Source organism: Pseudomonas sp. P5_B3, assembly GCF_056400405.1.
Genome location: NZ_JBFULI010000016.1, coordinates 23,280 through 48,511 on the forward strand (window position 1 = coordinate 23,280; position 25,232 = coordinate 48,511).

Below are 25,232 nucleotides of genomic sequence, written 5' to 3' on the forward strand. Positions count from 1 at the left end.
CTTGAATGAACCTGTCAATGCGTAAACTAGCCCTCGCCGCCAGCGTCCTGCTGCTCACCGGCCAAGCGCTCGCCGAACCCAAACGTCCGGAATGCATCGCCCCGGCCTCGCCCGGCGGTGGTTTCGACCTGACCTGCAAACTGGCGCAAAGCGCGCTGGTCAACGAAAAACTGCTGACCAAGCCAATGCGCGTGACCTACATGCCCGGCGGTGTCGGCGCGGTAGCGTACAACGCGGTGGTCGCCCAGCGTCCGGCCGATGCCGGCACCCTGGTGGCCTGGTCCAGTGGTTCGCTGCTGAACCTGGCGCAAGGCAAGTTCGGTCGCTTCGATGAAAGCAACGTGCGCTGGCTGGCCGCCGTTGGTACCAGCTATGGCGCCATCGCGGTTAAAAGCGATTCTCCTTACAAGACTCTGGACGATCTGGTCCAGGCACTGAAGAAAGATCCGAGCAAAGTAGTGATCGGTTCCGGCGGCACCGTCGGCAGCCAGGACTGGATGCAAACCGCGCTGATCGCCAAGGCTGCCGGGATCAACCCGCGCGACTTGCGTTACGTTGCCCTCGAAGGTGGCGGCGAGATTGCCACCGCCCTGCTCGGCGGCCACATCCAGGTTGGCAGCACCGACATCTCCGACTCCATGCCGCACATCCAGAGCGGTGACATGCGTTTGTTGGCAGTGTTCTCCGACAAGCGTCTGGACCAGCCGGAAATGAAGGACATTCCGACAGCACGCGAGCAAGGCTATGACATTGTCTGGCCGGTGGTGCGCGGCTTCTACCTCGGGCCAAAAGTCAGCGATGAAGACTACGCCTGGTGGAAAGCGGCCTTCGACAAACTGCTGGCCTCCGAAGACTTCGCCAAGCTGCGCGATCAGCGCGAGCTCTTCCCGTTCGCCATGACCGGCCCGGAGCTGGACACCTACGTGAAGAAGCAGGTCGCGGACTACAAAGTGCTGGCCAAAGAGTTCGGCCTGATCCAGTGATCGTCTCTGTCTAGCGGTTGCGGCTCCGTTTTGGCGGAGCCGCAGCCCAGGAGTTCCTCATGCTCTTACAACGCATTTTTGCTTCGGTGCTGTTGCTGGTCTGTATCGGCCTGGCACTGATGGCGTGGCCGTATCAAGCGGCTTTTTCCTACGAACCGGTGGGACCTCGGGCCTTCCCGTTGTTGATGCTCGGCCTGATGGGCTCGGCACTGTTGTACATGGTGTTCCGTCCTGCGCCGATCAAGCACAGCGATGACGAGCCGCCGCTGGATCGCGAGACCCTGACCAAGATCGGCATCTGCGTAGTGCTGTTGCTGGTATTCGCCGGCACCTTCGAACCCCTGGGCTTCATCGTCGCCAGCATCCTGACCGGTGTGCCGATGGCGCGCCTGTATGGCGGCCGCTGGGTACCCAGCATCGTGATCATCAGCCTGATGGCCGTCGGTCTCTATCTGCTGTTCGACCGCGTGATGGACGTACCGCTGCCCCTCGGCCTGCTCGACGTTCTGGAGAACTGATATGGATACTCTTGGCTATTTGGGTCAGGGCTTCGGCGTCGCGCTGAGCCCGTACAACCTGGTGACCGCACTGTGCGGCACCCTGATCGGCACCGTGGTCGGCCTGTTGCCGGGCCTGGGGCCGATCAACGGCGTCGCACTGTTGATCCCGATCGCATTCGCCCTCGGCCTGCCACCGGAGTCGGCACTGATCCTGCTGGCGGCGGTGTACCTGGGTTGCGAATACGGCGGCCGGATCAGTTCGATCCTGCTGAACATTCCGGGCGAAGCGTCCACCGTGATGACCACCCTCGATGGCTACCCGATGGCCCGCCAGGGCCTGGCCGGTGTCGCGCTGTCGCTGTCGGCATGGAGCTCGTTCATCGGTGCCTTCATCGCGACTTGCGGCATGGTGCTGTTCGCCCCACTGCTGGCGAAATGGGCGATTGCCTTCGGGCCGGCGGAATACTTTGTGCTGATGGTGTTTGCAATTGTCTGCCTTGGCGGCATGGCCGGTGACCGTCCGTTGAAAACGTTCATCGCGGCGCTGATCGGCCTGTTCCTGTCGACCGTCGGCATCGACGCCAACAGCGGTGTGTATCGCTTCACCGGGGACAACATCCACCTGACTGACGGCATCCAGTTCGTCGTGCTGGTGCTCGGTCTGTTCTCCATCAGCGAAATCCTTCTGCTGCTGGAAAAAACCCATCACGGCCAGGAAGCGGTGAAAGCCACGGGCCGCATGATGTTCAACTTCAAGGAAGCGGCGTCGGTGTTCACGGTGAACATCCGTTGCGGCGTACTGGGTTTCATCATGGGCGTATTGCCGGGTGCCGGCGCGACCCTGGCCAGTGCCGTGGCGTACATGACCGAGAAACGCATCGCCGGTGCTGGCGGCAAATTTGGCCAAGGTGACAAGCGCGGCCTCGCCGCCCCGGAAACCGCCATCGGTGGCGCAGCCTGTGGTGCGTTGGTGCCGATGCTGACCCTCGGTGTTCCAGGCTCCGGCACCACGGCGGTGATGATCGGCGCCCTGTCGCTGTACAACATCACCCCGGGCCCGTTGCTGTTCCAGGAACAACCCGACATCGTCTGGGGCCTGATCGCTTCGTTGTTCATCGCCAACGTGATGCTGGTGATCCTCAACATCCCGATGATCCGCGTGTTCACCCGCATCCTTGCCGTGCCGAACTGGGCACTGGTGCCGGTGATCGCCATCATCACCGGGATCGGCGTCTACGCGGTGCACGCCACCACGTTCGACCTGTTCCTGATGATCGGTATCGGCATCTTCGGCTACATCCTGCGCAAGCTGGACTTCCCGTTGTCGCCGCTGCTGCTGGGCTTCATCCTCGGCGGCCTGATGGAGCAAAACCTGCGTCGCGCCCTGTCGATTTCCAACGGCGCGCTGGAAATCCTCTGGTCGAGCCCGATCACCTTCGGTGTCTGGGTACTGACGGCGATCATGCTGTTGATGCCGATCATCCGCATCTGGCGCAAACGTTCGGCCACGCAGCGCGCTATCGCCGATGTCTGATCGGTCACCCTTCAGAAACTGGTGGGGAACCCCGCTGGTCGGCCTGCTTGGCGGCTACCTCGCCAGCCAGGTCGGCTGGCCTTTGCCGTGGATGGTCGGCTCGTTGCTGGCGATCATCCTGGTGCGCTGCCTGACACCCTGGCAATTGGCCGAAATCCCTGGCGGGCGCAAGTGCGGCCAGTGGATCGTCGGCATCGGTATCGGCCTGCACTTCACCCCGCCGGTGATGGAGCAGGTGCTGAGTCATTTCGGTCTGATCTTCTTCGGTGCGTTGGTCACCAGCCTGTCTGCCGTGGTCGGCGTGTGGCTGATGCGCCGCACCGGTGAAGATCGCGCCACGGCTTTCTTTTCCAGCATGCCCGGTGGTTCCGGGGAGATGGTCAACCTCGGCGCCCGCAACGGCGCGGTGCTCAGCCGTGTGGCGGCGGGGCAGAGTTTGCGGGTGTTGGTGGTCGTGCTGTGCGTACCGGCAGCCTTCAAGTATTTGTTGGGCGACGGAGCGCCGATTTCCCATGTTGGCAGCATCGATTGGCGCTGGCTGGCGGTGTTGTTTCCCGTTGGCGCGTTGGCCGCCTGGATCTGGGAACGCCTGCGTCAACCCAACCCCTGGCTGTTCGGGCCATTGCTGGTCAGTGCGGCAGTCAGCATCGGCTGGGACCTGCACATCGGTTTGCCCAACGGCGGTAGCCAGATCGGCCAATGGTTGATCGGCAGCGGTCTGGGCTGTCACTTCAACCGGCAGTTTTTCCGGCGTGCGCCATCGTTCATGGGCCGCACCTTGATTGGCACGGCGTTGACCATGCTGATCGCCACGGTGGCGGCATTGGGCTTGAGCGCGCTGACCCATCTGGACCTGCGCTCGCTGACGCTGGGCATGATGCCCGGCGGCATTGCCGAGATGAGCCTGACGGCAGAGACCCTGCAACTTTCGGTGCCGCTGGTGACGGCGATGCAGGTGATGCGCCTGTTGTTCGTGCTGTTTCTGGCGGAGCCGTTGTTCAAGTACTGGAACCGCGATCCAGAGTAAGACTGAGTCGACTTCATCGCGAGCAGGCTCACTCCTACAGGGGAATGCATTTTCCTGTAGGAGCGAGCCTGCTCGCGATGGGGCCGGCCCGGTCAGCACATCAAACCGGCGGCAAGCGCCACTCGATCGGCGTCTCACCATTCTGCTCCAGAAACTTGTTGGTGCGGCTGAAGTGCCCGCAACCGAGGAAGCCGCGATAGGCCGACAGCGGTGACGGGTGCACCGAGGTCAACACCAGATGCTTGGTGGCATCGATGAGCTTCTGCTTGCTCTGGGCATGGGCGCCCCACAGCATGAATACCAGGTGTGGTTGCTGTTGGCTGACCACTTCAATGACCCGATCGGTGAAAAACTGCCAGCCCTTGTCCTTGTGCGCATTGGCGTTGGCGCGCTCGACGGTCATGGTGGTGTTGAGCATCAGCACGCCCTGATCGGCCCAGCTCTGCAGGTAGCCATGGTTGGGGATGTCGATGTTCAGGTCGCGCTTGAGCTCTTTGTAGATGTTCACCAGCGACGGTGGCGCCGGCACGCCGGGTTGCACCGAGAAGCACAAACCATGAGCCTGGCCCGGGCCGTGATAAGGATCCTGGCCGAGGATCACCACTTTGACCTTGTCCAGCGGCGTGGAATTGAGCGCGTTGAAGATCATCGGCCCCGGCGGATAGATCTCCTTGCCGGCCGCCCGCTCCTGTTGCAGGAAGTTTCGCAATTCTGCCATGTAGGGCTGGTCGAATTCGGCACGCAGTGCCTCCTTCCAGCCCGGTTCGAGTTTGATACGGTCGTCAGCAGTCATGGTTACATCCGGCAAAAACAATTGGCGCGAACCCTAGGAAAGCTCGCCACACTTGTCAATTGATCTGACGCAGATCCGGCACTTTCCCATATAGCGATCATACTTAACCCTCAAATTCCCGATCGAGGTCACGATGAATCTGCACTTCGAAGAACTCACCGGCACGGACGGCGCCCGCATCGGCATCGCCAGTCTGGATGCCGAAAATTCCCTCAACGCCCTGTCCCTGCCGATGATCAACGCCCTGCGCGACCGCATGGAGGCCTGGGCCAAGGACCCGCAGATCGTTTGCGTCCTGTTGCGCGGCAAAGGCGCCAAGGCTTTTTGCGCCGGTGGTGAAGTGCGCAGCCTGGTGGAAGCCTGTCGCGTCCATCCAGGTGAAGTACCGCCACTGGCCGCGCAGTTTTTTGCGGCGGAATATCGCCTGGACTTCAAACTTCACACCTACCCCAAACCGTTGATCTGTTGGGGCCACGGCTATGTGCTCGGCGGCGGCATGGGACTGTTGCAAGGGGCAGGCATCCGCATCGTCACGCCGAGCAGCCGGTTGGCCATGCCGGAGATCAGCATCGGCCTGTACCCGGACGTTGGCGCCAGTTGGTTTCTGTCGCGCCTGCCCGGCAAGCTCGGGTTATTCCTGGGCCTGACCGGTGCGCATATGAACGGCCGCGATGCCATCGATCTGGACCTGGCGGATCGTTTCCTGCTCGATGAGCAGCAGCCGGAGTTGATCGAAGGTCTGCTGCAATTGAACTGGCAGGAACAGACACCGATGCAGCTCAACAGCCTGCTCAAGGCCTTGCAACAGGAAGCCGTGGCGCAGATGCCCGAAGCCCAGTGGCTGCCGCGCCGTCAGCAGATCGACGAGCTGCTGGATGTCAGTGACGTGCGTTGCGCCTGGAAGGCCATCAGCACCTTGCGCGATCACAGAGATCTATTGCTGAGCCGCGCAGCCAGGACCATGAACGAAGGCGCCCCGCTGACCGCTCATCTGGTGTGGGAGCAGATCATCCGCGCCCGGCACCTGTCGCTGGCCGAAGTCTTTCAGATGGAATACACCCTGAGCCTCAATTGCTGTCGTCATCCGGAATTCAGCGAAGGCGTACGTGCCCGGTTGATCGACAAGGATCAGAAGCCGCACTGGCACTGGCCGGACATCAAAAACGTGCCGGACGCGGTAGTAGAGGCGCATTTTCACAAGGCGTGGGAAGGTCGGCATCCGCTGGCGGACCTCTCCGAGTACTGAACGAACTGTGGGAGCGAGCCTGCTCGCGAWGRCGGAGTGTCTGACACACCGYCWTCGCGAGCAGGCTCGCTCCCACAGGAATTGTATTTAACTGAATGATTAGCGGTGGTTATCCCGCCAGTTGTGACCGCCACGCTCACTACGATGGTTGCGCCCGTCTTGACCGCGATAGTCGTTGTTCCAGTTCCCGCGGTTATGGCCGTCCCAGTCATGGTGCTGATGCATGCGGTAGTCACCCTGCGACGGCTGATAGTAACGAGGGGGCGACTGGTACTGGCGCGACGGTTGATACATCCGCGGCTGCGAGTAATAGCGCGGTGTCGGCTGGTAATACCGCGCTGGTGGCACGTAATACCGGGGCGGCGGTGTGTAATAACCATTGGAATAGTAAGAGCTCCTCCCGGTGTAATAGGTTGGCGCAGGCGAGGTATAGACTTCGGAACTGTAGTAACTGCCTCCTTCGTCGTAGTAAGGCGCGCACCCACCAAGGGACAACCCCAACAGAGCAAGCAGAAGAATTCGGCACAGATTTTTTTGACAGAGCATGGCGGCCTCCTGGACCGCGGATAAGCCACGCCAGCGACGCTGACAGGCGACAATCAAATGTTCGGTGACTGTCGAAATATCAGACATCGAATTCGGAATCTGGTGCGTCTATGAAACAAGTAGAAACATCTGCCCGATGAAAGGTTTTTCATCCATTCACGTCCTGATTAACGGTGGCCACCGCGATATCCACCGCCGTGATAGCCGTGGCCACGGTAATAACCATGCCCACCGTAGTAATAGGAGCGATAACCACCGTAATAACGTGGGCCGTAATAGCCGCCGTGGTAATAAGGCGAGTAGTAACCGGGATAGTAATAAGGTGCCGCGTAGACGTCGGCAGGACTGTCGTAGTAGTAGCAGCCAGACAATCCCACTCCGAGCAATGCACCGAACAACAATCGACGCAACATGACGGCCTCCGTAAAGACCCGTGACAGCAGTCGGCACAGACCGGCTGACATCTGTTTTGACTGGCAAAACTGTGCCAAGTGCAATGCCGCGAGCACCTCCTGATCAGCGGCGGATACGTTCCAATGCGGTGCACTTGCGCACCATCACAAGGCAGCCTGCTTTCCCGATCAAACCCGCCGATCACCCCGCCCCCCACGCTAGAGCCCTCGGGCCGACTTGGCACGCCTCTCGCTTTAGCGCACTTGTTCCAAAAAAATGTGCAGGCGTCACTACAGGTTCGCGGCACCACAATTTGCAAATGGCTGACTAGGGTTCCGGCTCGCAATCGCGAGTGACTGGTCCGAGAGTTGGCGACCTCCAGTTGAGGTTACACGGCGGGACAAAAGCCCGGGAGACAAGCCACCGTTAGCGGTGCCGCTGCCGTCCTGTCCGTCCTTGATCAACTGGAGAACCACCATGTCCCAGCTTCGTTTACCCGCCCTGCTCGCCGCTGCGTTCGCAGCCCTCGTGAGCTTCTCGTCCCAGGCCGCCCAGAAAGACCACTTCAGCGTGTGCTGGACGATCTACGCCGGCTGGATGCCGTGGGAATATGCCGGCAGCCAGGGCATCGTCGACAAATGGGCGAAAAAGTACGGCATCAAGATCGATGTGGTACAGCTCAACGACTACGTCGAATCGATCAACCAATACACCGCCGGCCAGTTCGACGGCTGCACCATGACCAACATGGACGCGCTGACCATTCCGGCCGCCGGCGGCGTCGACAGCACTGCGCTGATCGTCAGCGATTTCTCCAACGGCAATGACGGCATCGTGCTCAAGGGCGAAGGCAAAAAAGTCGCCGACCTCAAGGGCATGGACGTCAACCTGGTGGAGCTGTCGGTGTCCCATTACCTGCTGGCCCGGGCTCTGGATTCGGTGGACCTCACCGAGAAAGACCTGAAAGTGGTCAACACCTCCGACGCCGACATCTCCGCCGCCTTCAACACCGATCAGGTCAGTGCCGTCACCACCTGGAACCCGATGCTTTCGGACATCAAGGCCAAGCCTGCCGTGACCGAGGTGTTCAACTCCAGCCAGATCCCCGGCGAAATCATGGACATGATGGTGGTCAACAGCGCCACCCTCAAAGACAACCCGGCCCTGGGCAAGGCACTGACTGGCGCCTGGTTCGAAGTGGTCGAGTTGATGAGCGCGAAAAACGCCGCCAGCAAAGCCGCGCTGGAACACATGGCCAAGGCCTCGGGCACTGACCTGGCGGGTTTCCAGGCACAACTGGACACCACTAAATTGTTCGCCACACCGAAAGAAGCGCTGGCGTTTTCCACCAGCAAGCAACTGCCGGAGACCATGCGCAAGGTCGCCGAATTCTCCTTCCAGCACGGCTTGCTGGGTGAAGGCGCCAAGGACACCAGCGCAGTCGGCATGGCCTTCGCCAACGGTGTGACCAGCGGCGACAAAGGCAACCTCAAGCTGCGTTTCGACCCGAGTTACGTGCAGATGGCCGCCGACGCCAAGCTGTAATCAGGAGAACTGGCCATGCGCCTGATCAACCGTCACCCGGACCGTCCGAGTCGCCTGTTGCTGGTGATCCTGCCGTTCGCCCTGGTGCTGTTCGCCTACTTCACAGGCTCGGCCGAGCGACTGGCGGACAACCCCAACGACAAGCTACTGCCCAGCGCCGTGCAGATGACCGATGCGGTGAAACGCCTGGCGTTCGTGGCCGACACCCGCACCGGCGAATACCTGCTGTGGCAGGACACGGCGTCCAGCCTGCAACGCCTGGCCATCGGCCTGGGCATCAGCGCCCTGGCCGGGCTGTGCCTGGGCATCGCCGCCGGTACCCTGCCGCTGTTCGGTGCGCCGTTGTCACCGTTACTGACGGTGCTGTCGATGGTGCCACCGCTGGCGATCCTGCCGATCCTGTTCATCGTCTTCGGCCTGGGGGAATTGTCGAAAGTGATGCTGATCGTCATCGGCATCACCCCGGCCCTGGCCCGTGACCTGGAACAGCGCGCCCGGGAAATCCCCGTGGAGTTGCTGATCAAGGCCCAGACCCTCGGCGCTTCGACCTGGACCCTGATGCTGCGGGTGGTGTTGCCGCAACTGTTGCCCCGCTTGTTGATCTCGCTGCGACTGATGCTCGGCTCGGCATGGCTGTTCCTGATCGCCGCCGAGGCCATCGCCTCTACCGACGGTCTCGGCTACCGGATTTTCCTGGTGCGCCGCTACCTGGCGATGGACGTGATCCTGCCCTACGTGGTGTGGATCACCCTGCTCGCCTGGCTGATGGATTGGGGGCTCAAGCACCTCACTCACCGCGCCTTTCCCTGGTATGAGGGGGCTGCCAAATGAGTTTCATCACCGTTAAAAACGTCTGGCAGCAATACGACGATCAGGTGGTGCTCGAAGGTCTGAACCTGAGCGTCAACGAAGGTGAGTTCTGCACACTCGTCGGCGCGTCCGGCTGCGGCAAATCGACCTTCCTGCGCCTGCTGCTCGGCCAGGAGCGCGCCAGTCGTGGCGAGATCCTGCTCGACGGTCAGCCCTTGGCCGCAGAGCCGGACGCCAGCCGTGGCGTGGTGTTCCAGCGCTACTCGGTGTTCCCGCATCTGAGCGTGCTGGACAACGTCGCCCTCGGTCTCGAACTGCCGCGCTCACCCTTGCTTGGACGACTGTTCGGCGGCGCGAAAAAAGCGGCCCGCGAACAGGCTTCGGTGTTGCTGCACAAAGTCGGCCTGGGCCACTCGCTGGACAAGTACCCGGCGCAGCTCTCCGGCGGCATGCAACAGCGGCTGGCCATCGCCCAGGCGCTGATCATGAAGCCGCGGGTGTTGCTGCTCGACGAACCGTTCGGCGCCCTCGATCCGGGCATCCGCAAAGACATGCACGCCTTGCTGCTGGAGCTGTGGCGCGAGACCCGACTGACGGTGTTCATGGTCACCCATGACCTGTCCGAAGGTTTCAGCCTCGGCACGCGGCTGCTGGTGTTCGACAAGGTCCGCCTCGATCCGCACGCCCCCGGCGCCTATGGCGCACGCATCACCTACGACATCCCTTTGAACAGCGACCGCCGCGCCCGGAGCAAGGCCGTCGACGCCTTGCCGGTGCAACTGGCTGGCACGCTCCGTATCGCTTGAGAGGATTCTGCCCATGACCGATTCAACCCAACTGTTCCCGCCCTTCGCCGAAGAAATGCTCCCCGGCGGCGGCCATCGTTCCTTCGTGCTCAAGCGCGGCCAATTGCTGCGCCTGACCGACCTGCGCGGCGGCGCCAACGTCAGCCTGACGTTGCTCAACGCCAATGAAAAAACCGAGCGCCTGAACCTGCCCGACAGCCTCAAATGCCAACACACCGCCAAGCTCACCGCCGGCCATTGCCTGTACTCGGACATGGGCCGCGTGCTGGCCGCCATCACCGCCGACACCTGCGGCTGGAGCGACAGCCTCGGTGGCGTGCTCTGCGCTGAAGAAGTGGCAGAAAAATACGGCGTCGGCCGCTATCAGGAATTGCGCAACGGCTTCTTCCGTAACGGCACCGACAACCTGTTGGTGGAACTGGGCAAGTGGGGGCTGGGCCTGTCCGACCTGCTGATGACCCTCAACCTGTTCAGCCGCGTGAACGTCGATGACGCCGGACGTTTCCACTTCGTCGAGGGCAATTCCAAGGCTGGCGACTACATCGAGTTGTACGCGCCGATGGACACCCTGGTGGTGCTCACCGCCCTGCAGCACCCGATGGACCCGACGCCGGACTATGCACCGAAACCCTTGAAGCTCAGCTGGATGAACGCCGACGCCAGCGTCGCCGAACACTGCCGCACCTCGCGCCCGGAAAACGAGCGCGGCTTCATCAACACCGACCGTTTGTTTGCCTGAGGATCGCTGCCATGTCACTCGCTATCGCTACCGTTCACAAGCAACCAGACACCGCGATCTACCGCGCCACCATCCCCGCCGGCGAACCCTGGCTGATGGAGGTCAAGGCCGGCCAGACCCTGCGCATCCTCGACCTTGAGGGCAATCAGGCCGTCGACACCTTGTTCTACAGCGTTGCCAATCCCAGGGAGCGCTACGACGTGCAGCGCACCCTGCGTCGGCAGAACAGCGTGTACCTGAGCACTGGCAGCGTGCTGTATTCCAACCTCGGCAAGCCGATGCTGACCATCGTCGCCGACACTTGCGGGCGTCACGACACCCTGGGCGGCGCCTGTGCGCAAGAGAGCAACACCGTGCGCTATGCCCTGGAAAAACGCTACATGCACAGCTGCCGCGACAACTACCTGCGCGCCTGTGCTCACGATGGCCGCCTGGGCAAGGGCGACATCGGGCCGAACATCAACTTCTTCATGAACGTGCCGGTCACCGCTGACGGGGGCCTGACCTTCGAAGACGGCATCTCGGCACCGGGCAAGTACGTCGACCTGCGCGCCGAGATGGACGTGATCGTGTTGATCTCCAACTGCCCGCAACTGAACAACCCGTGCAATGCCTACAACCCGACGCCTGCGGAGCTGCTGGTATGGAACTGAAATTCCCGAGATTGCGGCGCTGGTTGTTTGCCTTGTGCCAGGCCCGATCCGGCCAGTGCCTCAAATCTACAGAACACCAATAAACCCTGTAGGAGCGAGCCTGCTCGCGATGGCGTCAGCGCATTCACCACATATGTTGACTGACCCACCGCTATCGCGAGCAAGCTCGCTCCCACAGGGGATCGGCGGTGTTGCGAAGTGAACTGATTTGTCACCGGGGACGGCCCAGGTGCATCAAAAAAACTGCGGGACGGCCCGCATCCCAGTCGAGGCTGATGCGCTATCGCCTCCGGGGGTTATGCCATGTTCGAAAAAGTCCTGATTGCCAACCGTGGCGCCATTGCCTGCCGCATCCTGCGTACCTTGCGCGAGCTGCAAGTGCAGGGCGTTGCCGTGTACTCCGAAGCCGATGCCGCCAGCCTGCACATCCTGCAAGCCGACGAGGCCCACAGCCTCGGCGAAGGTGCGGCCGCCGGCACTTACCTGATGGTTGATAAAATCCTCGCCATCGCCAAAACCACCGGCGCCACCGCGATCCATCCCGGCTACGGATTTCTATCGGAAAACGCCGCGTTCGCCGAAGCCTGCGAGGCCGCCAACATCGCCTTCATCGGCCCGACGCCCGAACAACTGCGGGTGTTCGGCCTCAAGCACACCGCCCGCGCCCTGGCCAAACAACACAGCGTGCCCATGCTCGAAGGCACCGGACTGCTCGACAGCCTCGATGCCGCATTGATCGCCGGCGAACAGGTCGGCTATCCGGTGATGCTCAAAAGCACCGCCGGCGGTGGCGGCATCGGCATGCGCGTGTGCCGCAGCGCGGCCGAGTTGAGCGAGTCCTTCGAGGCCGTCAAACGCCTGGGCCAGAACAACTTCAGCGACGCCGGGGTGTTCATCGAGAAGTACATCCAGCGTGCCCGTCACCTGGAAGTGCAGGTATTCGGCGATGGTCACGGTGAAGTGATCGCCCTCGGCGTGCGCGACTGCTCGGTGCAGCGCCGCAATCAGAAAGTCCTCGAGGAAACCCCGGCGCCAAACCTGCCCGACGGCATGGCCGATGAACTGTGTGCGGCGGCGATCAAACTGGCCAAGGCAGTGAACTACCGCAGTGCCGGCACCGTGGAGTTCGTCTTCGACAGCGATGCCCGGCGCTTCTATTTCCTTGAGGTGAACACTCGCTTGCAGGTGGAACACGGTGTCACCGAACAGGTATGGGGTGTCGATCTGGTGCGCTGGATGGTGCAACTGGCGGCCGGTGACCTGCCGCCGCTGAGCGATCTGGCACAGGGTTTGAAACCGCAGGGCCATGCGATTCAGGCACGGTTGTATGCCGAGGATCCGGGTCGCGATTTTCAACCCAGCCCGGGCTTGCTCACCGCCGTGGATTTCCCGGCGGCCAATGGCATTCGACTGCGCATCGACACCTGGGTCGAGGCTGGCTGCGAGATCCCGCCCTACTTCGACCCGATGATCGCCAAGGTCATCAGTTGGGCGCCGACTCGCGAAGAGGCCCGCGCCGATTTGCATCAAGCCCTCGGCGACAGTCAGCTGTATGGCGTGGAAACCAACCGCGACTACCTGCGGCAGATTCTGCTCGATGTGCCTTTCGCCAGCGGCCAGCCGTGGACCCGTTGCCTGGAAGGCCTGGTCTATCAGGCCAACACTTTCGAGGTACTCAGCGCCGGTACGCAAACCAGTGTTCAGGACTATCCCGGCCGTCTCGGTTACTGGGCGGTCGGCGTGCCGCCATCGGGGCCGATGGACAGTCGGGCGTTGCGTCTGGGTAACCGTTTGCTGGGCAATGACGAAGGCGCGGCGGCGCTGGAAATCACCATGAACGGGCCGTTGCTGCGCTTCAACTGCGAGGCGGTGGTGGCGGTGACCGGGGCGGTGACTCCATTACTGCTCAACGGTGAAGCCGTGCCGATGAACACTGCGCTGTTGGTCGCCGTAGGATCCACCTTGAGCCTCGGCACCATTGCCGGTGCGGGCGCGCGCAGCTATCTGTGCCTGCGCGGCGGCCTGCAAGTGCCGGACTATCTGGGCAGCAAAAGCACCTTCACCCTCGGTCAGTTTGGTGGCCACGGTGGTCGCGCCTTGCGGGCCGGCGACATATTGCATGTGCCAGCGCTGGATGACCGTAGCGCCGGTGAACAACTGGTTGAAGAACAGGTCGCCGAGTTGCCGGCGGTTCGGCAGATTCGCGTGATCTACGGTCCCCACGGGGCCCCGGAATATTTCACCGAAAACTACATCGGCACCTTCTTCGCCACGCAGTGGGAAGTGCACTTCAACTCCAGCCGCACGGGCGTGCGCCTGATCGGACCGAAACCTGAGTGGGTGCGCACCGACGGTGGTGAAGCCGGTTTGCATCCGTCGAACATCCACGACAATCCGTACGCGATCGGCGCGGTGGATTTTACCGGTGACATGCCGGTGATCCTCGGCCCGGATGGCCCGAGCCTCGGCGGGTTCGTGTGCCCGGTGACGGTGATCGAGGCGGATCTTTGGCAACTGGGGCAACTCAAGGCGGGGGACAAGGTGCAGTTCTCCCCTGTCGACCTCAAGACCGCCCGCACCCTGGCCTTGAAATGGACTCCCTCCTGTAGGAGTGAGCCTGCTCGCGATGACGGCATCACATCCGACATCTCTGTGACTGAAACACCGCAATCGCGAGCAGGCTCACTCCTACAGGGAATTGTGTCGCCTGTGGTATTGGATTTGGGGCAGGATGACACGCGGCTGGTGGCGAGGCTGTCCGGCGACACCCACCTGCTACTGGAAATCGGCGCCCCCGAACTGGACCTGGTTCTGCGCTTCCGCGCCCACGCCCTCATGCAGGCGCTGGAAAGCAAACACCTGCACGGCGTGATCGACCTGACGCCAGGCATCCGTTCCCTGCAAATTCACTATCAGCCCGAACAACTGCCGCTGTCCGACCTGCTCGGCATCGTCGCCGGCGAATGGGACGCCGTATGCGCCGCCAAAGACCTGCAAGTACCGTCGCGCATCGTTCATCTGCCGTTGTCCTGGGACGACCCGGCGTGCCAGTTGGCCATCGAGAAATACATGACCACCGTGCGCAAGGACGCGCCATGGTGCCCGAGCAACCTGGAGTTCATCCGCCGCATCAATGACCTGCCGAACCTCGATGAAGTGCAACGCACGGTGTTCGACGCCAGCTATCTGGTGATGGGCCTGGGCGATGTCTATCTCGGCGCACCGGTCGCCACCCCGCTCGACCCGCGCCATCGCCTGGTGACCACCAAGTACAACCCGGCGCGCACCTGGACCGCGGAAAACTCGGTGGGCATCGGCGGCGCCTACATGTGCGTCTACGGCATGGAAGGCCCCGGCGGCTATCAGTTTGTCGGGCGCACGCTGCAGATGTGGAACCGCTACCGCGAAGTCGCAGCCTTCGATGGCAAACCGTGGTTGCTGCGGTTTTTCGATCAGATCCGTTTCTACCCGGTCAGCGCCAATGAACTGCTGCGCATCCGCCGGGATTTCCCCCTCGGGCGCTTCGACCTGAACATCGAGCACAGTCAGTTGAATCTGGCGGATTATCAGGCGTTTCTGGCGCAGGAAGCCGAGACCATCGGCGCGTTTCGCAATCAGCAAAAAGGCGCGTTCAACGCCGAACGCGAGCGCTGGATCGCCAGCGGCCAGGCCCATTTCGACAGTGAAGAACCGGCCCCGGAGGCGACCGCAGAGGCGCCGCTGGCCAGCGGCCAACAGAGCGTCGACAGCCATATCGCCGGCAACCTCTGGCAGGTTCAGGTCGAGGCCGGTTGCCACGTCGAGGCCGGTGACGTGCTGGTGATCCTGGAGTCGATGAAGATGGAAATCCCCCTGCTCGCACCGATGGCCGGCGTGGTGCGCGAGATTCGCGTGCAACCGGGTTCGGCGGTGCGCGCCGGACAGCGCGTCGTGGTGCTGGAACTCGACTGAACCCATTTTGCCAAGGACTCATGCCATGAACATCAACCTGCAACTCGACGCCCTGCGCAGCGCTTATCGCCACGGCAACCTTACCCCCCGGCAACTGCTGCTGAACCTGCGGGACAAAGCCGCCGCGCTGAACCCGGACTATCACCTGTTCATCCACTTGCTCAGCGCCGAAGAACTGGAACCTTACCTCGCCGCCCTCGACGATCGCGCTCCCGACAGTCTGCCGCTGTATGGTGTGCCGTTCGCGATCAAGGACAACATCGACCTGGCGGGCATTCCGACCACGGCGGCGTGCCCGGCATTTGCCTACGTGCCGCAGCGTTCGGCGACCATCGTCGAGCAACTGCTGGCCCTCGGTGCGATTCCGTTGGGCAAGACCAACCTCGACCAGTTCGCCACGGGGCTCAACGGCAGCCGCTCACCCTACGGCGCGTGCCCCAACAGCGTGCTGCCGCAGTACCCATCGGGCGGATCCAGCGCCGGTTCGTCGCTGGCGGTGGCGCTCGGCGTCGCGAGTTTTTCCCTGGGCACCGACACCGCAGGGTCCGGACGCGTGCCGGCGGCGTTGAACAATCTGGTCGGGATGAAAGCCACCAAGGGCCTGATCTCGACGGCCGGCGTCGTACCGGCCTGTCGTACGCTGGATTGCGTCACCACGTTCACTGCCACCGCCCGGGAGGCCAGTCAGTTGCTGGCACTCACTGCGCGCCTCGATCCACGGGACGAATACAGCCGCAGCAACCCGTTGTGGAACGACGGCTCGGCGTTCGGCACACCGCGGCCGTTCCGTTTCGGCGTGCCGCGCGCGCAGGATCTGCAATTTTTCGGTTGCCCTGAAGGCCCGCTGTTGTTCGGTGATGCCATCGACCACCTCAAGGCCTTGGGCGGCGAAGCGGTGGAACTGGACTTGTCACCGTTTCTGGAGGCCGCCCGCTTGCTCTATGAAGGCCCGTGGGTGGCCGAGCGCTACAGCGTGGCCGGGGAGTTGATGGCGCAAAATCCCGAGGCCGTGTTGCCGGTGATTCGCGCCGTATTGGCCAAGGCGTCCGCCGTCGACGGCGTGCAAACCTTCCGCGCCCAATACCGCCTGCAAGCGCTCAAAGCCCTGTGCGACAACGCGCTGGAAGGCCTCGACTGTGTCGTCACGCCGACCATCGGCCGCCCGGTGACGCTGGCTGAACTCGAGGCCGAACCGGTGCTGCGCAATTCGGAACTGGGCTACTACACCAACTTCATGAACCTGCTCGACTACGCCGCTGTCGCCGTGCCCAGCGCCTTCATGGACAACGGCATGCCTTGGGGCGTGACGCTGTTTGGCCGGGCCTTCACCGATCAGTATCTGCTGAGCGTGGCGGATGCCCTGCAGCGTCAGCAAGGCCTGGCCGCACCTGCCCCGGCGCCGGTTGCACGCCATGATCGGGCGCGGCTGGTGGTCTGCGGCGCGCACCTGGACGGGCTGGCGTTGAACTGGCAGCTCAAGCAGCGCGGCGCCCGCCTGGTGGAATCGACATTCAGTTCGCCGGACTATCAACTCTATGCCCTGGCCGGCGGCCCGCCGTTTCGTCCGGGCATGGTCCGGGTGAAGGGTGGCGGCGTGGCGATTGCGGTGGAAGTCTGGGAGTTGCCAAGCAGCGAGTTGGGTTCGTTCCTGACCGGGATTCCGGCACCGCTGGGATTGGGCAAGGTACAACTGGCGGATGGTCGCTGGGAAAGCGGGTTTATCTGTGAGGCCTATGGGTTGGAGGGTGCGGTGAACATCAGTCATTTGGGCGGGTGGCGGATGTATCTGAAAACCCTGCGATAAACACACATCCCCTGTGGGAGCGAGCTTGCTCGCGATGGCGTCAGCACATTCACGATTGATGTGACTGACATACCGCAATCGTCGGATCGCCGCTCGGAGCAAGCTCGCTCCCACAGGCTCCTGCACGAAGCCTTGCAACTGACCGTGAACATCGGCCTCACCACCCTGCAGCCCGATGACACCTTGCACAGCCTGCTGTCGCGGGCGGATCATGCGATGTATCGGGCCAAACAAAGTGGCCGCAACCGAACCTGCGTAGAGAAGTCTCACTCCGTCCATGAACCAGCCTGAGCTCTGCCCCGCCTGCGGCGCCCCCAACGACTGCACCCTGGCCGACCCGCGAACCGCTGACCGCGCCTGCTGGTGCTACGGCGTCAGCATCGACCCGGCGGTGCTCCAGGCGCTGCCGACGGAACTGCGCAACGCCTCGTGCCTGTGCCCGCGTTGCGCCGAAGTCGAGACGCAGTTGCAAGCAGCGCCCGAATCGTTCTAGTAAGATGCGCGCCCCTTTCCTCACTGATCCTTAGTCATGCGCGTCGACCGTTTCCTCAGCAACCTGCCGTGCTTCAACCGTAAGCAGGTACGCCTGTTGCTGGTGGAAAAACGCGTCAGGGTTGACGGAAAAGTCGTCAGCGACCCGCACAGCGAAGTCCGCGAATTCAGCCGCGTCGAAGTCGACAACGACGTGCTGCAAGTCGGTAAACCGCTGCGCCACTTCATGCTGCACAAACCTGCCGGTTGCGTCAGCGCTACCAAGGACCCGCAGCACCCAACCGTGCTCGACCTGATTGATGAACCGGACAAGGAAGAACTGCACATCGCCGGACGCCTGGACTTCAATACCACCGGTCTGATGCTGATCACCAACGATGGCAGCTGGTCGCGACGCTTGACCCAACCACAGACCAAACTGCCCAAGGTCTATTACGTCGAAACCGAACAGGACATCGGCCCCGAATACGCGGTCAAGTTCAGCCAAGGGCTGTACTTCGCCTTCGAAGACCTCACCACGCAACCGGCCGGGCTAGAGCTGCTCGGGGCAAAATGCGCACGCCTGAGCATCGTCGAGGGTCGCTACCACCAGGTCAAGCGCATGTTCGGCCACTTCAACAACAAGGTGATGCGCCTGCACCGCGAACGCATGGGGCCGCTGGTGCTCGACGACGCGTTGAAACCGGGCGAATACCGCTCACTGAGCGATGCAGAGATCGGATTGATCTAAGCAGGCGACCGCCGAGCAGAAAGTTGTCGAACAATTTACCAATGGCACTTGCGCGATGACGTGACCCCTGCTTGAATCAGGACGTCGGCCGAAATGTGACCGACGAGTCACCACATACTTCCAAGAAACTTTTTGCCGGTAGGAACCCAAGGGTTCCGGCCTCATCCGGCAGACTGCCCGCCAATAACAATACCCGTCGACCGGACTGCAGTGGATCGACATGGGCCTCTCAAATTCCAGGCGTATGCCTACCTGTCACAAAGCTCGTGCAATCTCTATTTGCGCGCATACCCGCTTGCCAGGAGTCTTATGACATGAGGCCAGAAATCGCTGTGTTGGATATACAGGGTCAGTATCGGGTTTACACGGAGTTCTATCGCGCAGACGCCGCAGAGAGGACCATTATCCTGGTCAACGGCTCGATGGCCACGACTGCGTCGTTTGCACAAACCGTGAAAAACCTCCATCCGCAGTTCAACGTCGTCTGCTACGACCAGCCCTACGCGGGCCGGTCAAAAGCCCACAACCTGCATGAAAAAATGCTCACCAAGGAAATCGAAGGGCAGATCCTGCTCGAGCTGATCGACCACTTCGCCGCCGAGCACGTGCTGTCGTTTTCCTGGGGCGGTGCCGCGACCATGATGGCGTTGTCGCAACGGCCACGGCGCATCGAAAAAGCCGTGATCAGCTCGTTCTCCCCGGTGATCAACGCGCACATGCTTGACTACCTCGAGCGTGGCGTCGAACACCTCAGCAACCTGGACCGCGACCGGGTCGGGCATCTGGTGAACGACACCATCGGCAAACACCTGCCGTCGTTGTTCAAGCGCTTCAACTATCGCCACGTCAGCTCCCTGGCCGAACATGAGTACGGGCAGATGCACTTCCACATCAACGACGTGCTGCACAACGATCGCCAGTGCTACCTGCACGCGGCAAAAAAAATCGACGTGCCGGTGCTGTTCCTCAACGGCGAATGGGACGAATACACCGCCGCCGACGACGCCCGGTTGTTCGAAAGCCACGTGCAACACAGCACGTTCAGTACCATTCAGGCCACCGGCCACTTTCTCGACATGGAGCACAAAGCCGCCTGCCGAGACAGCCGCAACGCACTGATGGGCTTCCTGAAGCCAGCGCAACACGAAAGCCGACCGCGTTACCACAAAGCCCAGGAACACCATGCATTGGCAAACTGAAGTAGCGTCATCGCGAGCAAGCCCCACCCTGCTGCGTTAAACGTATTCTGCAGGCGCGAGGCTTGCCCGCGATCGACCGTCATGCGATTCGGGCTTTTTTGTCACATTTGCGTTAAACCCGCTCCACGTAAAGAAAAACTTCAAATCCGCGGCCGTATCTGGTACAAAGTCAGCGCTCTGAGCGGGTGTCGTATAATGGCATTACTCCAGCTTCCCAAGCTGATAACGAGGGTTCGATTCCCTTCACCCGCTCCAATCGAATTTTGATCTCACGTCAGGGTGGTTTTGACGGGGGATGCAGAGACAGAAAAAACCGGTCTTGATGGCCGGTTTTTTTATGCCTGAAATTCGAGTGTCACGTGTTTACGGCAAAACCTCGCAATACACAAAATAGGTAATGACAGGCTTACCCAAAGCCTTTGCCACAGCGCCCTCCTAGACTCGAAGCCTATCGCTTTCCCGCCGAACCCAGGAAGGTTTGGTAGGTATAGTGTTGATAACAAAATCTTAGTAGGTATAGTAACCACAAGCACACCACAGGGAGGTGATGTGAATAGCCGATTTTTGATAAGCCAACTCGTTGCGGACGGCTGGTATCTGGTACGAATCAGAGGCAGCCATCATCACTTCAAGCACCCGACCAAACCGGGGCTGGTGACAGTCCCTCACCCGAAGAAAGATCTGCTCAAGAAAACGGCCATCAGTATTTTGCAACAGGCGCTGCTCTAAGGAGCCCGATGCGCTAGGTCCGTGGAGGACAATGAACATGCTGTACCCAATTGCAATTTCAATGGGCGACGACCAACACGCCTGGGGTGTGGAAGTCCCCGACATTCCGGGCTGCTTTTCCGCTGGGGAAGACCTGGATGACGCGATGGCCATGGCGCGGGAAGCCATTGAAGGCCACTTCGAGATTCTGGCCGAAGACGGTTCGCCAATTCCCCCCGCCAATAAAGTGACCTTACATGCTGCCAACCCAAAGTACGCGGGGTGTGCGTGGGCGCTGGTGGACATCGACGTAACCAAATATCTGGGCAAGGCCCAGAAGCTGAACATCACGTTGCCTGGCTACCTCCTCAACCGGATTGATGAGTACGTACTGCATCACCCGGAAGAGAAAAGCCGTTCGGGCTTTCTGGCCTCGGCGGCACTCAAGGTCTTGCAACAGAGCTGAAAACCTTGCTTTTGACATGAATAAACCGGTCCCAAGTGGCCGGTTTTTTTGTGGGCGGGATTTGATGAAGGGCCCGTCGAAGTCAGTGCAAAGACCCACTTTTAAAGGCCCAACGGAGATCAACGCTAGAAAAAGCAACGTCCTACACGACACTGGGAAATGTCCGTACACTTGCGCATTGCTGTGCCTTTGTCATGAGACCTATAGTCCGACCGCGCCCAAATGGCGTATCGGGTTTGGCGACTCGGTAACAACGGTACAGAAGGCTCCGAGGATTTCTCGGAGCACTTTTGATCACGCTTGGCTGCTTTTTCGGTAGCTGTGCGTGGGAGACCTTCGGGTCTGCCGGTTTTACCATTGTCCGGTTCGCCAACCCGCGTACAGCTACCACCCTATTGTTTGGCGACAATTGAGTGGTAGGTCTTCCACCTACAATTGGTACTCACTCATGAAAGAATTCATGGCTTTAACCAGCAACGCCGACGACCTCCCCTCCCTCTACGTCAACACCACCCAACCCCTACACTCCCTGCTCAGCACCGCCAGCTACAGAATTCGAGCCGTGACGCAGCTGCTTGAAAATCTCGCAATGCGCGGCGACCTTACCTCTGACTCAGTTGTACTCAGTGACTTCGCATTGCTGTGCTGCGTGCCGTTGCGTGATGGTTGCGATGTGCTGGATGTGATCGCTCGACGAATGGACGCAGAGCCGTCCTGAGCGATCGCGGCCAGTTAAGAGATAGCACGGACGAACAGTCATTGTGGCGAGGGAGCTTGTCGGATCGCCGCACCGTCCCGCTGGGGCGGTCCGCATTCGGGCGAAGCGACCCCGAATAGGGACCGCTACGCAGTCCAGCGGGAGCAAGCTCCCTCGCCACGGGTTGCCATCCTTCGCCCCGAGATCAAGACGCTCTTCAACTGTCCCCTTTTCGCATCAGCGGGTCGCGACGATAAACAGTCGCGGGAATGGCAACAGCACCGAACCATCGGCCATGGCCGGATACGCCCGCTCGATAGCAGTCTGATATTGCTTCAGATACTGCGCCCGTTCCGCCTCGTCCAGCGGATCGAGAAACGGCCGTAAGCCACTGCCCTTGAACCACTCCACCACCCCAGACGCACCGCCCGCGAGCGGATGATGGTATGTGGTGCGCCACACATCGACGCGGGTGCAGCAGGCTTTGAGTATCGAGTAGTAGCCACTGGCATCGGCCATCTCGGTCCGCTGCCCGGCGGCGCCTGCCAGTTTGCCGACCCAAGGGCCATCAGCGGCGACTTCACGCATCAAGCGGTGCGAGTGTTCATTCAGGTTGTCAGGCATCTGGACGGCCAGGCTGCCACCCGGCGCCAGTTTGCTCACCAGCGACGGCAACAACGTGGCGTGATCAGGCACCCACTGCAATACCGCGTTGGCGAAAATCACATCGAACGGGCCCCCGTCGTTCCAGGTGTCGATGTTCGCGACATCAAACTGCACCTGCGGCAGACGCTTGCGCGCGGCCTCGATCATGTCGATCGAACTGTCCAGGCCTCGGACCGTGGCGTTGGCAAAACGCTCCACCAGCAACTCGGTGGAGTTACCGGGCCCACAACCGATATCGATGGCCGAGCGCACGTCCCCGGCGGGGATGGCCGCCAACAGGTCGCGGGCGGGACGGGTGCGTTCATCTTCAAAAGCGACGTACTGTTTGGCGGACCAACTCATTGCGTTCTCCTGTCGGTACGTTGTCGTGATCTGGGCAGACCACCAGTTCACTACGATACATCGGCCAATAGGCTCTGCTCTATTCCACCTTTGTTGCGAAAACTTCTGTGGGAGCGAGCTTGCTCGCGATGGCGATTGCACAGTCAACATCGTCGTCGACTGACATGGCGCTATCGCGAGCAAGCTCGCTCCCACAGTTTTTCAACTTAACTGATCGGCCTAGGCTCTATTGACCAGTTTTTTCGTCGCTAGACAGCAATCTTAATCATAGTACCCGACAGTCTTCTTCAAATGATCCGAGTACTCGTAAATGTCATCAACGGAGTTGATTGCATGCCGGGTTTCATTCTTCTCTTCGTCAAATATGCCAATGTATTTCTGCGATCGGTTGAAGTGCAGTCGGCAGATCGGTTTGCGGTTGTTGTCATCGAGCAGGATGCCAAAGTAACTCTGTGTGTCGCGCTGAACAATCCGCTTGGCGTCAACAACCGACCGGACCACGGCACGGACGATGTGATATCCCTCCAGCTCTTCCAATGTCGTCAGTACCTTGTCCTCTGACTCGTCTCGAACATCTGATTGCTCAGTGCCACCGGTAGCGACCGGTACAGAGGCGAGCGCAGGCTGGATGACGCCACTCATAGCCGACTTGAGCCGGTCATTGATTTGGTCGTTGAGAAACTGCACCACGGCCTTTCTCGTCAGTTCCTGGAACTGCTCGCGGACCTTCTGAGTAATCACCCCGTCGTAAACACGTGAAGCGAAGACCTTCACAAAATCGTCGTCCGGCTTGCTGACCTGAGATGCAATCACCTTCTTGATTTGGCTGACGTACTTCAACTCACCTGCGGCGCTGATGATCGACTCCACATCGAATGCAGACTTGGTGAGTTTCACCAGTTCAGGAACGGAATACTCGTCTATATCCAGCAGATCGAGTTCAAGAAACGGCTTCTCGTCCATTTTGTTAGGCGCGTCCAGATCAGTGAAAAACTTATAGACCTGGCCATTGGTGAGAATGGAGATTCGAGCGCTGGTGACATGGAAATAACGAAACAGTTGGGAGGCATGATTGATGTGCAGTGGCTCGCCTATTTTCTTGCACTCGATGAGGATCTGTACCTCGCCAGCCTTCATGATTGCGTAGTCAATTTTCTCCCCTTTCTTCGTTCCAATATCGCAAACGAATTCAGGTGTCACTTCCGTCGGATCGAAAACATCGTAGCCCAGTACCGTGCTGATAAAGGGCATGACAAAAGCATTCTTGGTCGCTTCTTCCGTTTGAATGGCAGCGCTCTGCAAACGAACTTTGGCAGCGAGACTTGCTAACTTTTCGAAGAATTCCATGAGTAGCCTCTTTTCCGGTTTCGATCCGTGTGAATACATGCTGGCAAATTGACTGCCATTGATACTAGACACAAACCGGCACAAAGGAAGAATCCCACCAAGAATTAAGATCTTGCCCACCGCCATGCTTCATTGGGTCGCAACCCCAGCCGAATTTTCATCTAGCCACCTATGCCTGAACTTCAGGTTCATCCCCTACAAGGAGCACGGTCATGAAACTCGCAAAAAACGCGCAGACACTCGCCCTCTGGGCCTGTAGCCCCGGACGTTCCTGGAGACGCTGCGCAGGCATTACCGTGCCATGGACGAGAACGAAGTACTTGACCTCAATGGCCTGAATCCACTGCATAACCTCAATCCGCATCTGAATCAGTGCTGAAAAGAAAAACGGCGCGTGACCGAAGTCCCGCGCCGTTTTTGTTCAATCCTTATGCTCAACTTTTAGCCTGCAACGCCTTGGCCATTTGCAGATGATTTTGCAGTTTTGGCAGGGTCTCTTCGGCGAACGCCTTGATTTCCGGCAGGTCGGTGGTCTGTGCTTCCTGCTGCAATTGATCGATGGCTTCCTGGGTGGTCTTCACCTGACTGGCTGCATAGGCCTCGTCGAAGGTCACCCCATCCATGACTTGTGGCATCAGGGCTTTGGCCTTTTCGACAACCTCTTCGCGTGGAGCGACCGGTAAGTCGAGTTTCTTGGCGATTTTCGCCAGGTGCTGGTTCGCAGTGGTGCGGTCGTTGATGACAACGATGGTGTAGTCCTTGACCTCTTTGGACTCGGATTTCTGGTGCGCCACGCGGCTCGCTTCGATATCGGCGATACCTTTTGCCGAGGCCTCGTCGATGAATTCGGCGGGCGACTGGGCAAAGGCGCTGCTGGCAATCAGGCCCAGCAGCGTGGCAAAACTGGCATTACATAATCGGGTGGCCATCCGGTTCATGGTCGCGCCCTCCTTTTCAAATTCAAACGGGAGCGTTCGCCCCCGCCTCTCAATCAAAACCACCTGCATCCTTTAGCGGGTTTTCTGACCGCCCTTGCGGCTCATGTCGGGTTTCGCCGGGTCTTTATCGACGGTCGTGGTGGTGGTTTTCCCACCCTTGCGACCGGCTTCAGAGGCCTTCGTTCGATCGTTGGCGAAGTTTCCCGAGTTCGAGTTTCTTGAATCAGGCATGATTCTCTTCCTCCTGGTGATGATCGCGGCGAGCTGTAACCCCCATAGAATCTGAAGTTGCGCGTCCCAAAAGGTTTAGAAAATTG

The 25,232-nt window shown here is 60.5% G+C and carries 25 protein-coding genes, 1 tRNA gene, 1 pseudogene and 1 riboswitch; of the genes and pseudogenes, 20 read left to right on the plus strand and 7 right to left on the minus strand.

Going from position 1 to position 25,232, the window contains the following annotated elements; genetic code table 11:
• Window positions 1-5: 5 nt before the first annotated feature.
• The 4 genes from AC1DRN_RS12065 to AC1DRN_RS12080 are packed head-to-tail and all read left to right on the plus strand — an operon-like array spanning window position 6 to window position 4,044.
• A complete protein-coding gene (locus tag AC1DRN_RS12065) occupies window positions 6-983 on the plus strand; it encodes a Bug family tripartite tricarboxylate transporter substrate binding protein (protein WP_223462991.1) in 978 nt (325 codons plus the stop codon).
• A gap of 59 nt (window positions 984-1,042) precedes the next feature.
• Window positions 1,043-1,501 carry a tripartite tricarboxylate transporter TctB family protein gene (locus AC1DRN_RS12070; RefSeq protein ID WP_223462990.1) on the plus strand — a complete coding sequence of 153 codons (459 nt, stop codon included), beginning with the start codon at window positions 1,043-1,045 and terminating at the stop codon, window positions 1,499-1,501.
• 1 nt (window position 1,502) lies between these two features.
• Complete coding sequence (locus tag AC1DRN_RS12075; protein ID WP_223462989.1) at window positions 1,503-3,017, plus strand: tripartite tricarboxylate transporter permease; 1,515 nt, start codon at window positions 1,503-1,505, stop codon at window positions 3,015-3,017.
• A complete protein-coding gene (locus AC1DRN_RS12080; protein WP_223462988.1) occupies window positions 3,010-4,044 on the plus strand; it encodes an AbrB family transcriptional regulator in 1,035 nt (344 codons plus the stop codon). Before AC1DRN_RS12075 ends, AC1DRN_RS12080 begins: the two co-directional genes overlap by 8 nt.
• 100 nt (window positions 4,045-4,144) lie before the next feature.
• Here AC1DRN_RS12080 and ung read toward each other — a convergent pair whose 3' ends face one another.
• Window positions 4,145-4,837, minus strand: coding sequence for a uracil-DNA glycosylase (gene ung / locus AC1DRN_RS12085; RefSeq protein WP_008050720.1), 693 nt, complete (start codon window positions 4,835-4,837; stop codon window positions 4,145-4,147).
• 133 nt (window positions 4,838-4,970) lie between these two features.
• On the opposite strand from ung, the gene AC1DRN_RS12090 reads away from it, so the two are divergent.
• Window positions 4,971-6,083, plus strand: a complete 1,113-nt coding sequence (locus AC1DRN_RS12090) for an enoyl-CoA hydratase/isomerase family protein (protein ID WP_223462987.1) — start codon at window positions 4,971-4,973, stop codon at window positions 6,081-6,083.
• 99 nt (window positions 6,084-6,182) lie between these two features.
• Here AC1DRN_RS12090 and AC1DRN_RS12095 read toward each other — a convergent pair whose 3' ends face one another.
• A complete protein-coding gene (locus AC1DRN_RS12095; RefSeq protein WP_223462986.1) occupies window positions 6,183-6,629 on the minus strand; it encodes a hypothetical protein in 447 nt (148 codons plus the stop codon).
• A 167-nt stretch (window positions 6,630-6,796) separates the two neighbouring features.
• Window positions 6,797-7,042, minus strand: a complete 246-nt coding sequence (locus tag AC1DRN_RS12100) for a hypothetical protein (protein ID WP_457266122.1) — start codon at window positions 7,040-7,042, stop codon at window positions 6,797-6,799.
• Between the two features lie 296 nt (window positions 7,043-7,338).
• Window positions 7,339-7,439, plus strand: a riboswitch (guanidine-I (ykkC/yxkD leader).
• 60 nt (window positions 7,440-7,499) lie between these two features.
• Here AC1DRN_RS12100 and AC1DRN_RS12105 point away from each other — a divergent pair.
• From AC1DRN_RS12105 to AC1DRN_RS12175, 15 genes and pseudogenes are all read left to right on the plus strand, one after another.
• A complete protein-coding gene (locus AC1DRN_RS12105) occupies window positions 7,500-8,567 on the plus strand; it encodes a putative urea ABC transporter substrate-binding protein (RefSeq protein ID WP_223462984.1) in 1,068 nt (355 codons plus the stop codon).
• A 15-nt stretch (window positions 8,568-8,582) separates the two neighbouring features.
• Entirely contained in the window at window positions 8,583-9,398 is an 816-nt protein-coding gene (locus AC1DRN_RS12110; protein WP_223462983.1) for an ABC transporter permease, read from the plus strand.
• Window positions 9,395-10,183 (plus strand): ABC transporter ATP-binding protein, encoded by a 789-nt coding sequence (locus AC1DRN_RS12115; RefSeq protein WP_223462982.1) that lies wholly within the window; start codon window positions 9,395-9,397, stop codon window positions 10,181-10,183. Before AC1DRN_RS12110 ends, AC1DRN_RS12115 begins: the two co-directional genes overlap by 4 nt.
• Window positions 10,184-10,196: 13 nt before the next feature.
• On the plus strand, window positions 10,197-10,922 hold the full coding sequence (locus AC1DRN_RS12120) for an urea amidolyase associated protein UAAP1 (protein WP_223462981.1): 726 nt from the start codon (window positions 10,197-10,199) through the stop codon (window positions 10,920-10,922).
• Window positions 10,923-10,933: 11 nt separating this feature from the next.
• Window positions 10,934-11,575: an urea amidolyase associated protein UAAP2 gene (locus AC1DRN_RS12125; protein ID WP_223462980.1), complete on the plus strand. Its 642-nt coding sequence runs from the start codon at window positions 10,934-10,936 to the stop codon at window positions 11,573-11,575.
• A 303-nt stretch (window positions 11,576-11,878) separates the two neighbouring features.
• Entirely contained in the window at window positions 11,879-15,526 is a 3,648-nt protein-coding gene (gene uca / locus AC1DRN_RS12130) for an urea carboxylase (protein WP_223462979.1), read from the plus strand.
• A gap of 25 nt (window positions 15,527-15,551) precedes the next feature.
• Window positions 15,552-17,330: an allophanate hydrolase gene (gene atzF / locus AC1DRN_RS12135; RefSeq protein WP_223462978.1), complete on the plus strand. Its 1,779-nt coding sequence runs from the start codon at window positions 15,552-15,554 to the stop codon at window positions 17,328-17,330.
• Window positions 17,331-17,423: 93 nt separating this feature from the next.
• Window positions 17,424-17,621 (plus strand): annotated as a pseudogene (locus tag AC1DRN_RS12140) (diguanylate cyclase domain-containing protein); the annotation flags it as partial.
• A complete protein-coding gene (locus AC1DRN_RS12145; RefSeq protein ID WP_223462977.1) occupies window positions 17,608-17,823 on the plus strand; it encodes a cysteine-rich CWC family protein in 216 nt (71 codons plus the stop codon). The pseudogene AC1DRN_RS12140 and the gene AC1DRN_RS12145, both read left to right, overlap by 14 nt.
• Before the next feature lie 36 nt (window positions 17,824-17,859).
• Window positions 17,860-18,552 carry a pseudouridine synthase gene (locus tag AC1DRN_RS12150; protein ID WP_223462976.1) on the plus strand — a complete coding sequence of 231 codons (693 nt, stop codon included), beginning with the start codon at window positions 17,860-17,862 and terminating at the stop codon, window positions 18,550-18,552.
• Window positions 18,553-18,866: 314 nt separating this feature from the next.
• Window positions 18,867-19,751, plus strand: coding sequence for an alpha/beta fold hydrolase (locus AC1DRN_RS12155; RefSeq protein ID WP_223462975.1), 885 nt, complete (start codon window positions 18,867-18,869; stop codon window positions 19,749-19,751).
• Between the two features lie 181 nt (window positions 19,752-19,932).
• A tRNA-Gly gene (locus AC1DRN_RS12160) sits at window positions 19,933-20,006 on the plus strand.
• Between the two features lie 294 nt (window positions 20,007-20,300).
• On the plus strand, window positions 20,301-20,480 hold the full coding sequence (locus AC1DRN_RS12165; RefSeq protein WP_077184214.1) for a type II toxin-antitoxin system HicA family toxin: 180 nt from the start codon (window positions 20,301-20,303) through the stop codon (window positions 20,478-20,480).
• Window positions 20,481-20,517: 37 nt separating this feature from the next.
• Window positions 20,518-20,925 carry a type II toxin-antitoxin system HicB family antitoxin gene (locus AC1DRN_RS12170; RefSeq protein ID WP_095945156.1) on the plus strand — a complete coding sequence of 136 codons (408 nt, stop codon included), beginning with the start codon at window positions 20,518-20,520 and terminating at the stop codon, window positions 20,923-20,925.
• A gap of 448 nt (window positions 20,926-21,373) precedes the next feature.
• Window positions 21,374-21,643 (plus strand): hypothetical protein, encoded by a 270-nt coding sequence (locus tag AC1DRN_RS12175; RefSeq protein WP_007997797.1) that lies wholly within the window; start codon window positions 21,374-21,376, stop codon window positions 21,641-21,643.
• 216 nt (window positions 21,644-21,859) lie between these two features.
• Here the strand turns inward: AC1DRN_RS12175 and tam are convergent, their stop codons facing one another.
• The 4 genes from tam to AC1DRN_RS12195 form a co-directional block, all read right to left on the minus strand.
• The gene (gene tam, locus AC1DRN_RS12180; protein ID WP_223462974.1) at window positions 21,860-22,630 is read right to left on the minus strand and encodes a trans-aconitate 2-methyltransferase; all 771 of its coding nucleotides are present in this window, start codon (window positions 22,628-22,630) and stop codon (window positions 21,860-21,862) included.
• Between the two features lie 261 nt (window positions 22,631-22,891).
• Entirely contained in the window at window positions 22,892-23,977 is a 1,086-nt protein-coding gene (locus AC1DRN_RS12185) for a type I restriction endonuclease (RefSeq protein ID WP_223462973.1), read from the minus strand.
• Window positions 23,978-24,411: 434 nt separating this feature from the next.
• On the minus strand, window positions 24,412-24,915 hold the full coding sequence (locus tag AC1DRN_RS12190; RefSeq protein ID WP_223462972.1) for a DUF4142 domain-containing protein: 504 nt from the start codon (window positions 24,913-24,915) through the stop codon (window positions 24,412-24,414).
• Between the two features lie 72 nt (window positions 24,916-24,987).
• Window positions 24,988-25,146 (minus strand): KGG domain-containing protein, encoded by a 159-nt coding sequence (locus tag AC1DRN_RS12195; protein WP_223462971.1) that lies wholly within the window; start codon window positions 25,144-25,146, stop codon window positions 24,988-24,990.
• Window positions 25,147-25,232: the final 86 nt, after the last annotated feature.

What these genes read in the sequence shown, in the direction of transcription:
- AC1DRN_RS12065 (WP_223462991.1), top strand. Translation starts at nt 6, where the DNA reads ATGAACCTGTCAATGCGTAAACTAGCCCTCGCCGCCAGCGTCCTGCTG.
- AC1DRN_RS12070 (WP_223462990.1), top strand. Translation starts at nt 1,043, where the DNA reads ATGCTCTTACAACGCATTTTTGCTTCGGTGCTGTTGCTGGTCTGTATC.
- AC1DRN_RS12075 (WP_223462989.1), top strand. Translation starts at nt 1,503, where the DNA reads ATGGATACTCTTGGCTATTTGGGTCAGGGCTTCGGCGTCGCGCTGAGC.
- AC1DRN_RS12080 (WP_223462988.1), top strand. Translation starts at nt 3,010, where the DNA reads ATGTCTGATCGGTCACCCTTCAGAAACTGGTGGGGAACCCCGCTGGTC.
- ung (WP_008050720.1), bottom strand. Translation starts at nt 4,837, where the DNA reads ATGACTGCTGACGACCGTATCAAACTCGAACCGGGCTGGAAGGAGGCA.
- AC1DRN_RS12090 (WP_223462987.1), top strand. Translation starts at nt 4,971, where the DNA reads ATGAATCTGCACTTCGAAGAACTCACCGGCACGGACGGCGCCCGCATC.
- AC1DRN_RS12095 (WP_223462986.1), bottom strand. Translation starts at nt 6,629, where the DNA reads ATGCTCTGTCAAAAAAATCTGTGCCGAATTCTTCTGCTTGCTCTGTTG.
- AC1DRN_RS12100 (WP_457266122.1), bottom strand. Translation starts at nt 7,042, where the DNA reads ATGTTGCGTCGATTGTTGTTCGGTGCATTGCTCGGAGTGGGATTGTCT.
- AC1DRN_RS12105 (WP_223462984.1), top strand. Translation starts at nt 7,500, where the DNA reads ATGTCCCAGCTTCGTTTACCCGCCCTGCTCGCCGCTGCGTTCGCAGCC.
- AC1DRN_RS12110 (WP_223462983.1), top strand. Translation starts at nt 8,583, where the DNA reads ATGCGCCTGATCAACCGTCACCCGGACCGTCCGAGTCGCCTGTTGCTG.
- AC1DRN_RS12115 (WP_223462982.1), top strand. Translation starts at nt 9,395, where the DNA reads ATGAGTTTCATCACCGTTAAAAACGTCTGGCAGCAATACGACGATCAG.
- AC1DRN_RS12120 (WP_223462981.1), top strand. Translation starts at nt 10,197, where the DNA reads ATGACCGATTCAACCCAACTGTTCCCGCCCTTCGCCGAAGAAATGCTC.
- AC1DRN_RS12125 (WP_223462980.1), top strand. Translation starts at nt 10,934, where the DNA reads ATGTCACTCGCTATCGCTACCGTTCACAAGCAACCAGACACCGCGATC.
- uca (WP_223462979.1), top strand. Translation starts at nt 11,879, where the DNA reads ATGTTCGAAAAAGTCCTGATTGCCAACCGTGGCGCCATTGCCTGCCGC.
- atzF (WP_223462978.1), top strand. Translation starts at nt 15,552, where the DNA reads ATGAACATCAACCTGCAACTCGACGCCCTGCGCAGCGCTTATCGCCAC.
- AC1DRN_RS12145 (WP_223462977.1), top strand. Translation starts at nt 17,608, where the DNA reads ATGAACCAGCCTGAGCTCTGCCCCGCCTGCGGCGCCCCCAACGACTGC.
- AC1DRN_RS12150 (WP_223462976.1), top strand. Translation starts at nt 17,860, where the DNA reads ATGCGCGTCGACCGTTTCCTCAGCAACCTGCCGTGCTTCAACCGTAAG.
- AC1DRN_RS12155 (WP_223462975.1), top strand. Translation starts at nt 18,867, where the DNA reads ATGAGGCCAGAAATCGCTGTGTTGGATATACAGGGTCAGTATCGGGTT.
- AC1DRN_RS12170 (WP_095945156.1), top strand. Translation starts at nt 20,518, where the DNA reads ATGCTGTACCCAATTGCAATTTCAATGGGCGACGACCAACACGCCTGG.
- AC1DRN_RS12175 (WP_007997797.1), top strand. Translation starts at nt 21,374, where the DNA reads ATGAAAGAATTCATGGCTTTAACCAGCAACGCCGACGACCTCCCCTCC.
- tam (WP_223462974.1), bottom strand. Translation starts at nt 22,630, where the DNA reads ATGAGTTGGTCCGCCAAACAGTACGTCGCTTTTGAAGATGAACGCACC.
- AC1DRN_RS12185 (WP_223462973.1), bottom strand. Translation starts at nt 23,977, where the DNA reads ATGGAATTCTTCGAAAAGTTAGCAAGTCTCGCTGCCAAAGTTCGTTTG.
- AC1DRN_RS12190 (WP_223462972.1), bottom strand. Translation starts at nt 24,915, where the DNA reads ATGAACCGGATGGCCACCCGATTATGTAATGCCAGTTTTGCCACGCTG.
- AC1DRN_RS12195 (WP_223462971.1), bottom strand. Translation starts at nt 25,146, where the DNA reads ATGCCTGATTCAAGAAACTCGAACTCGGGAAACTTCGCCAACGATCGA.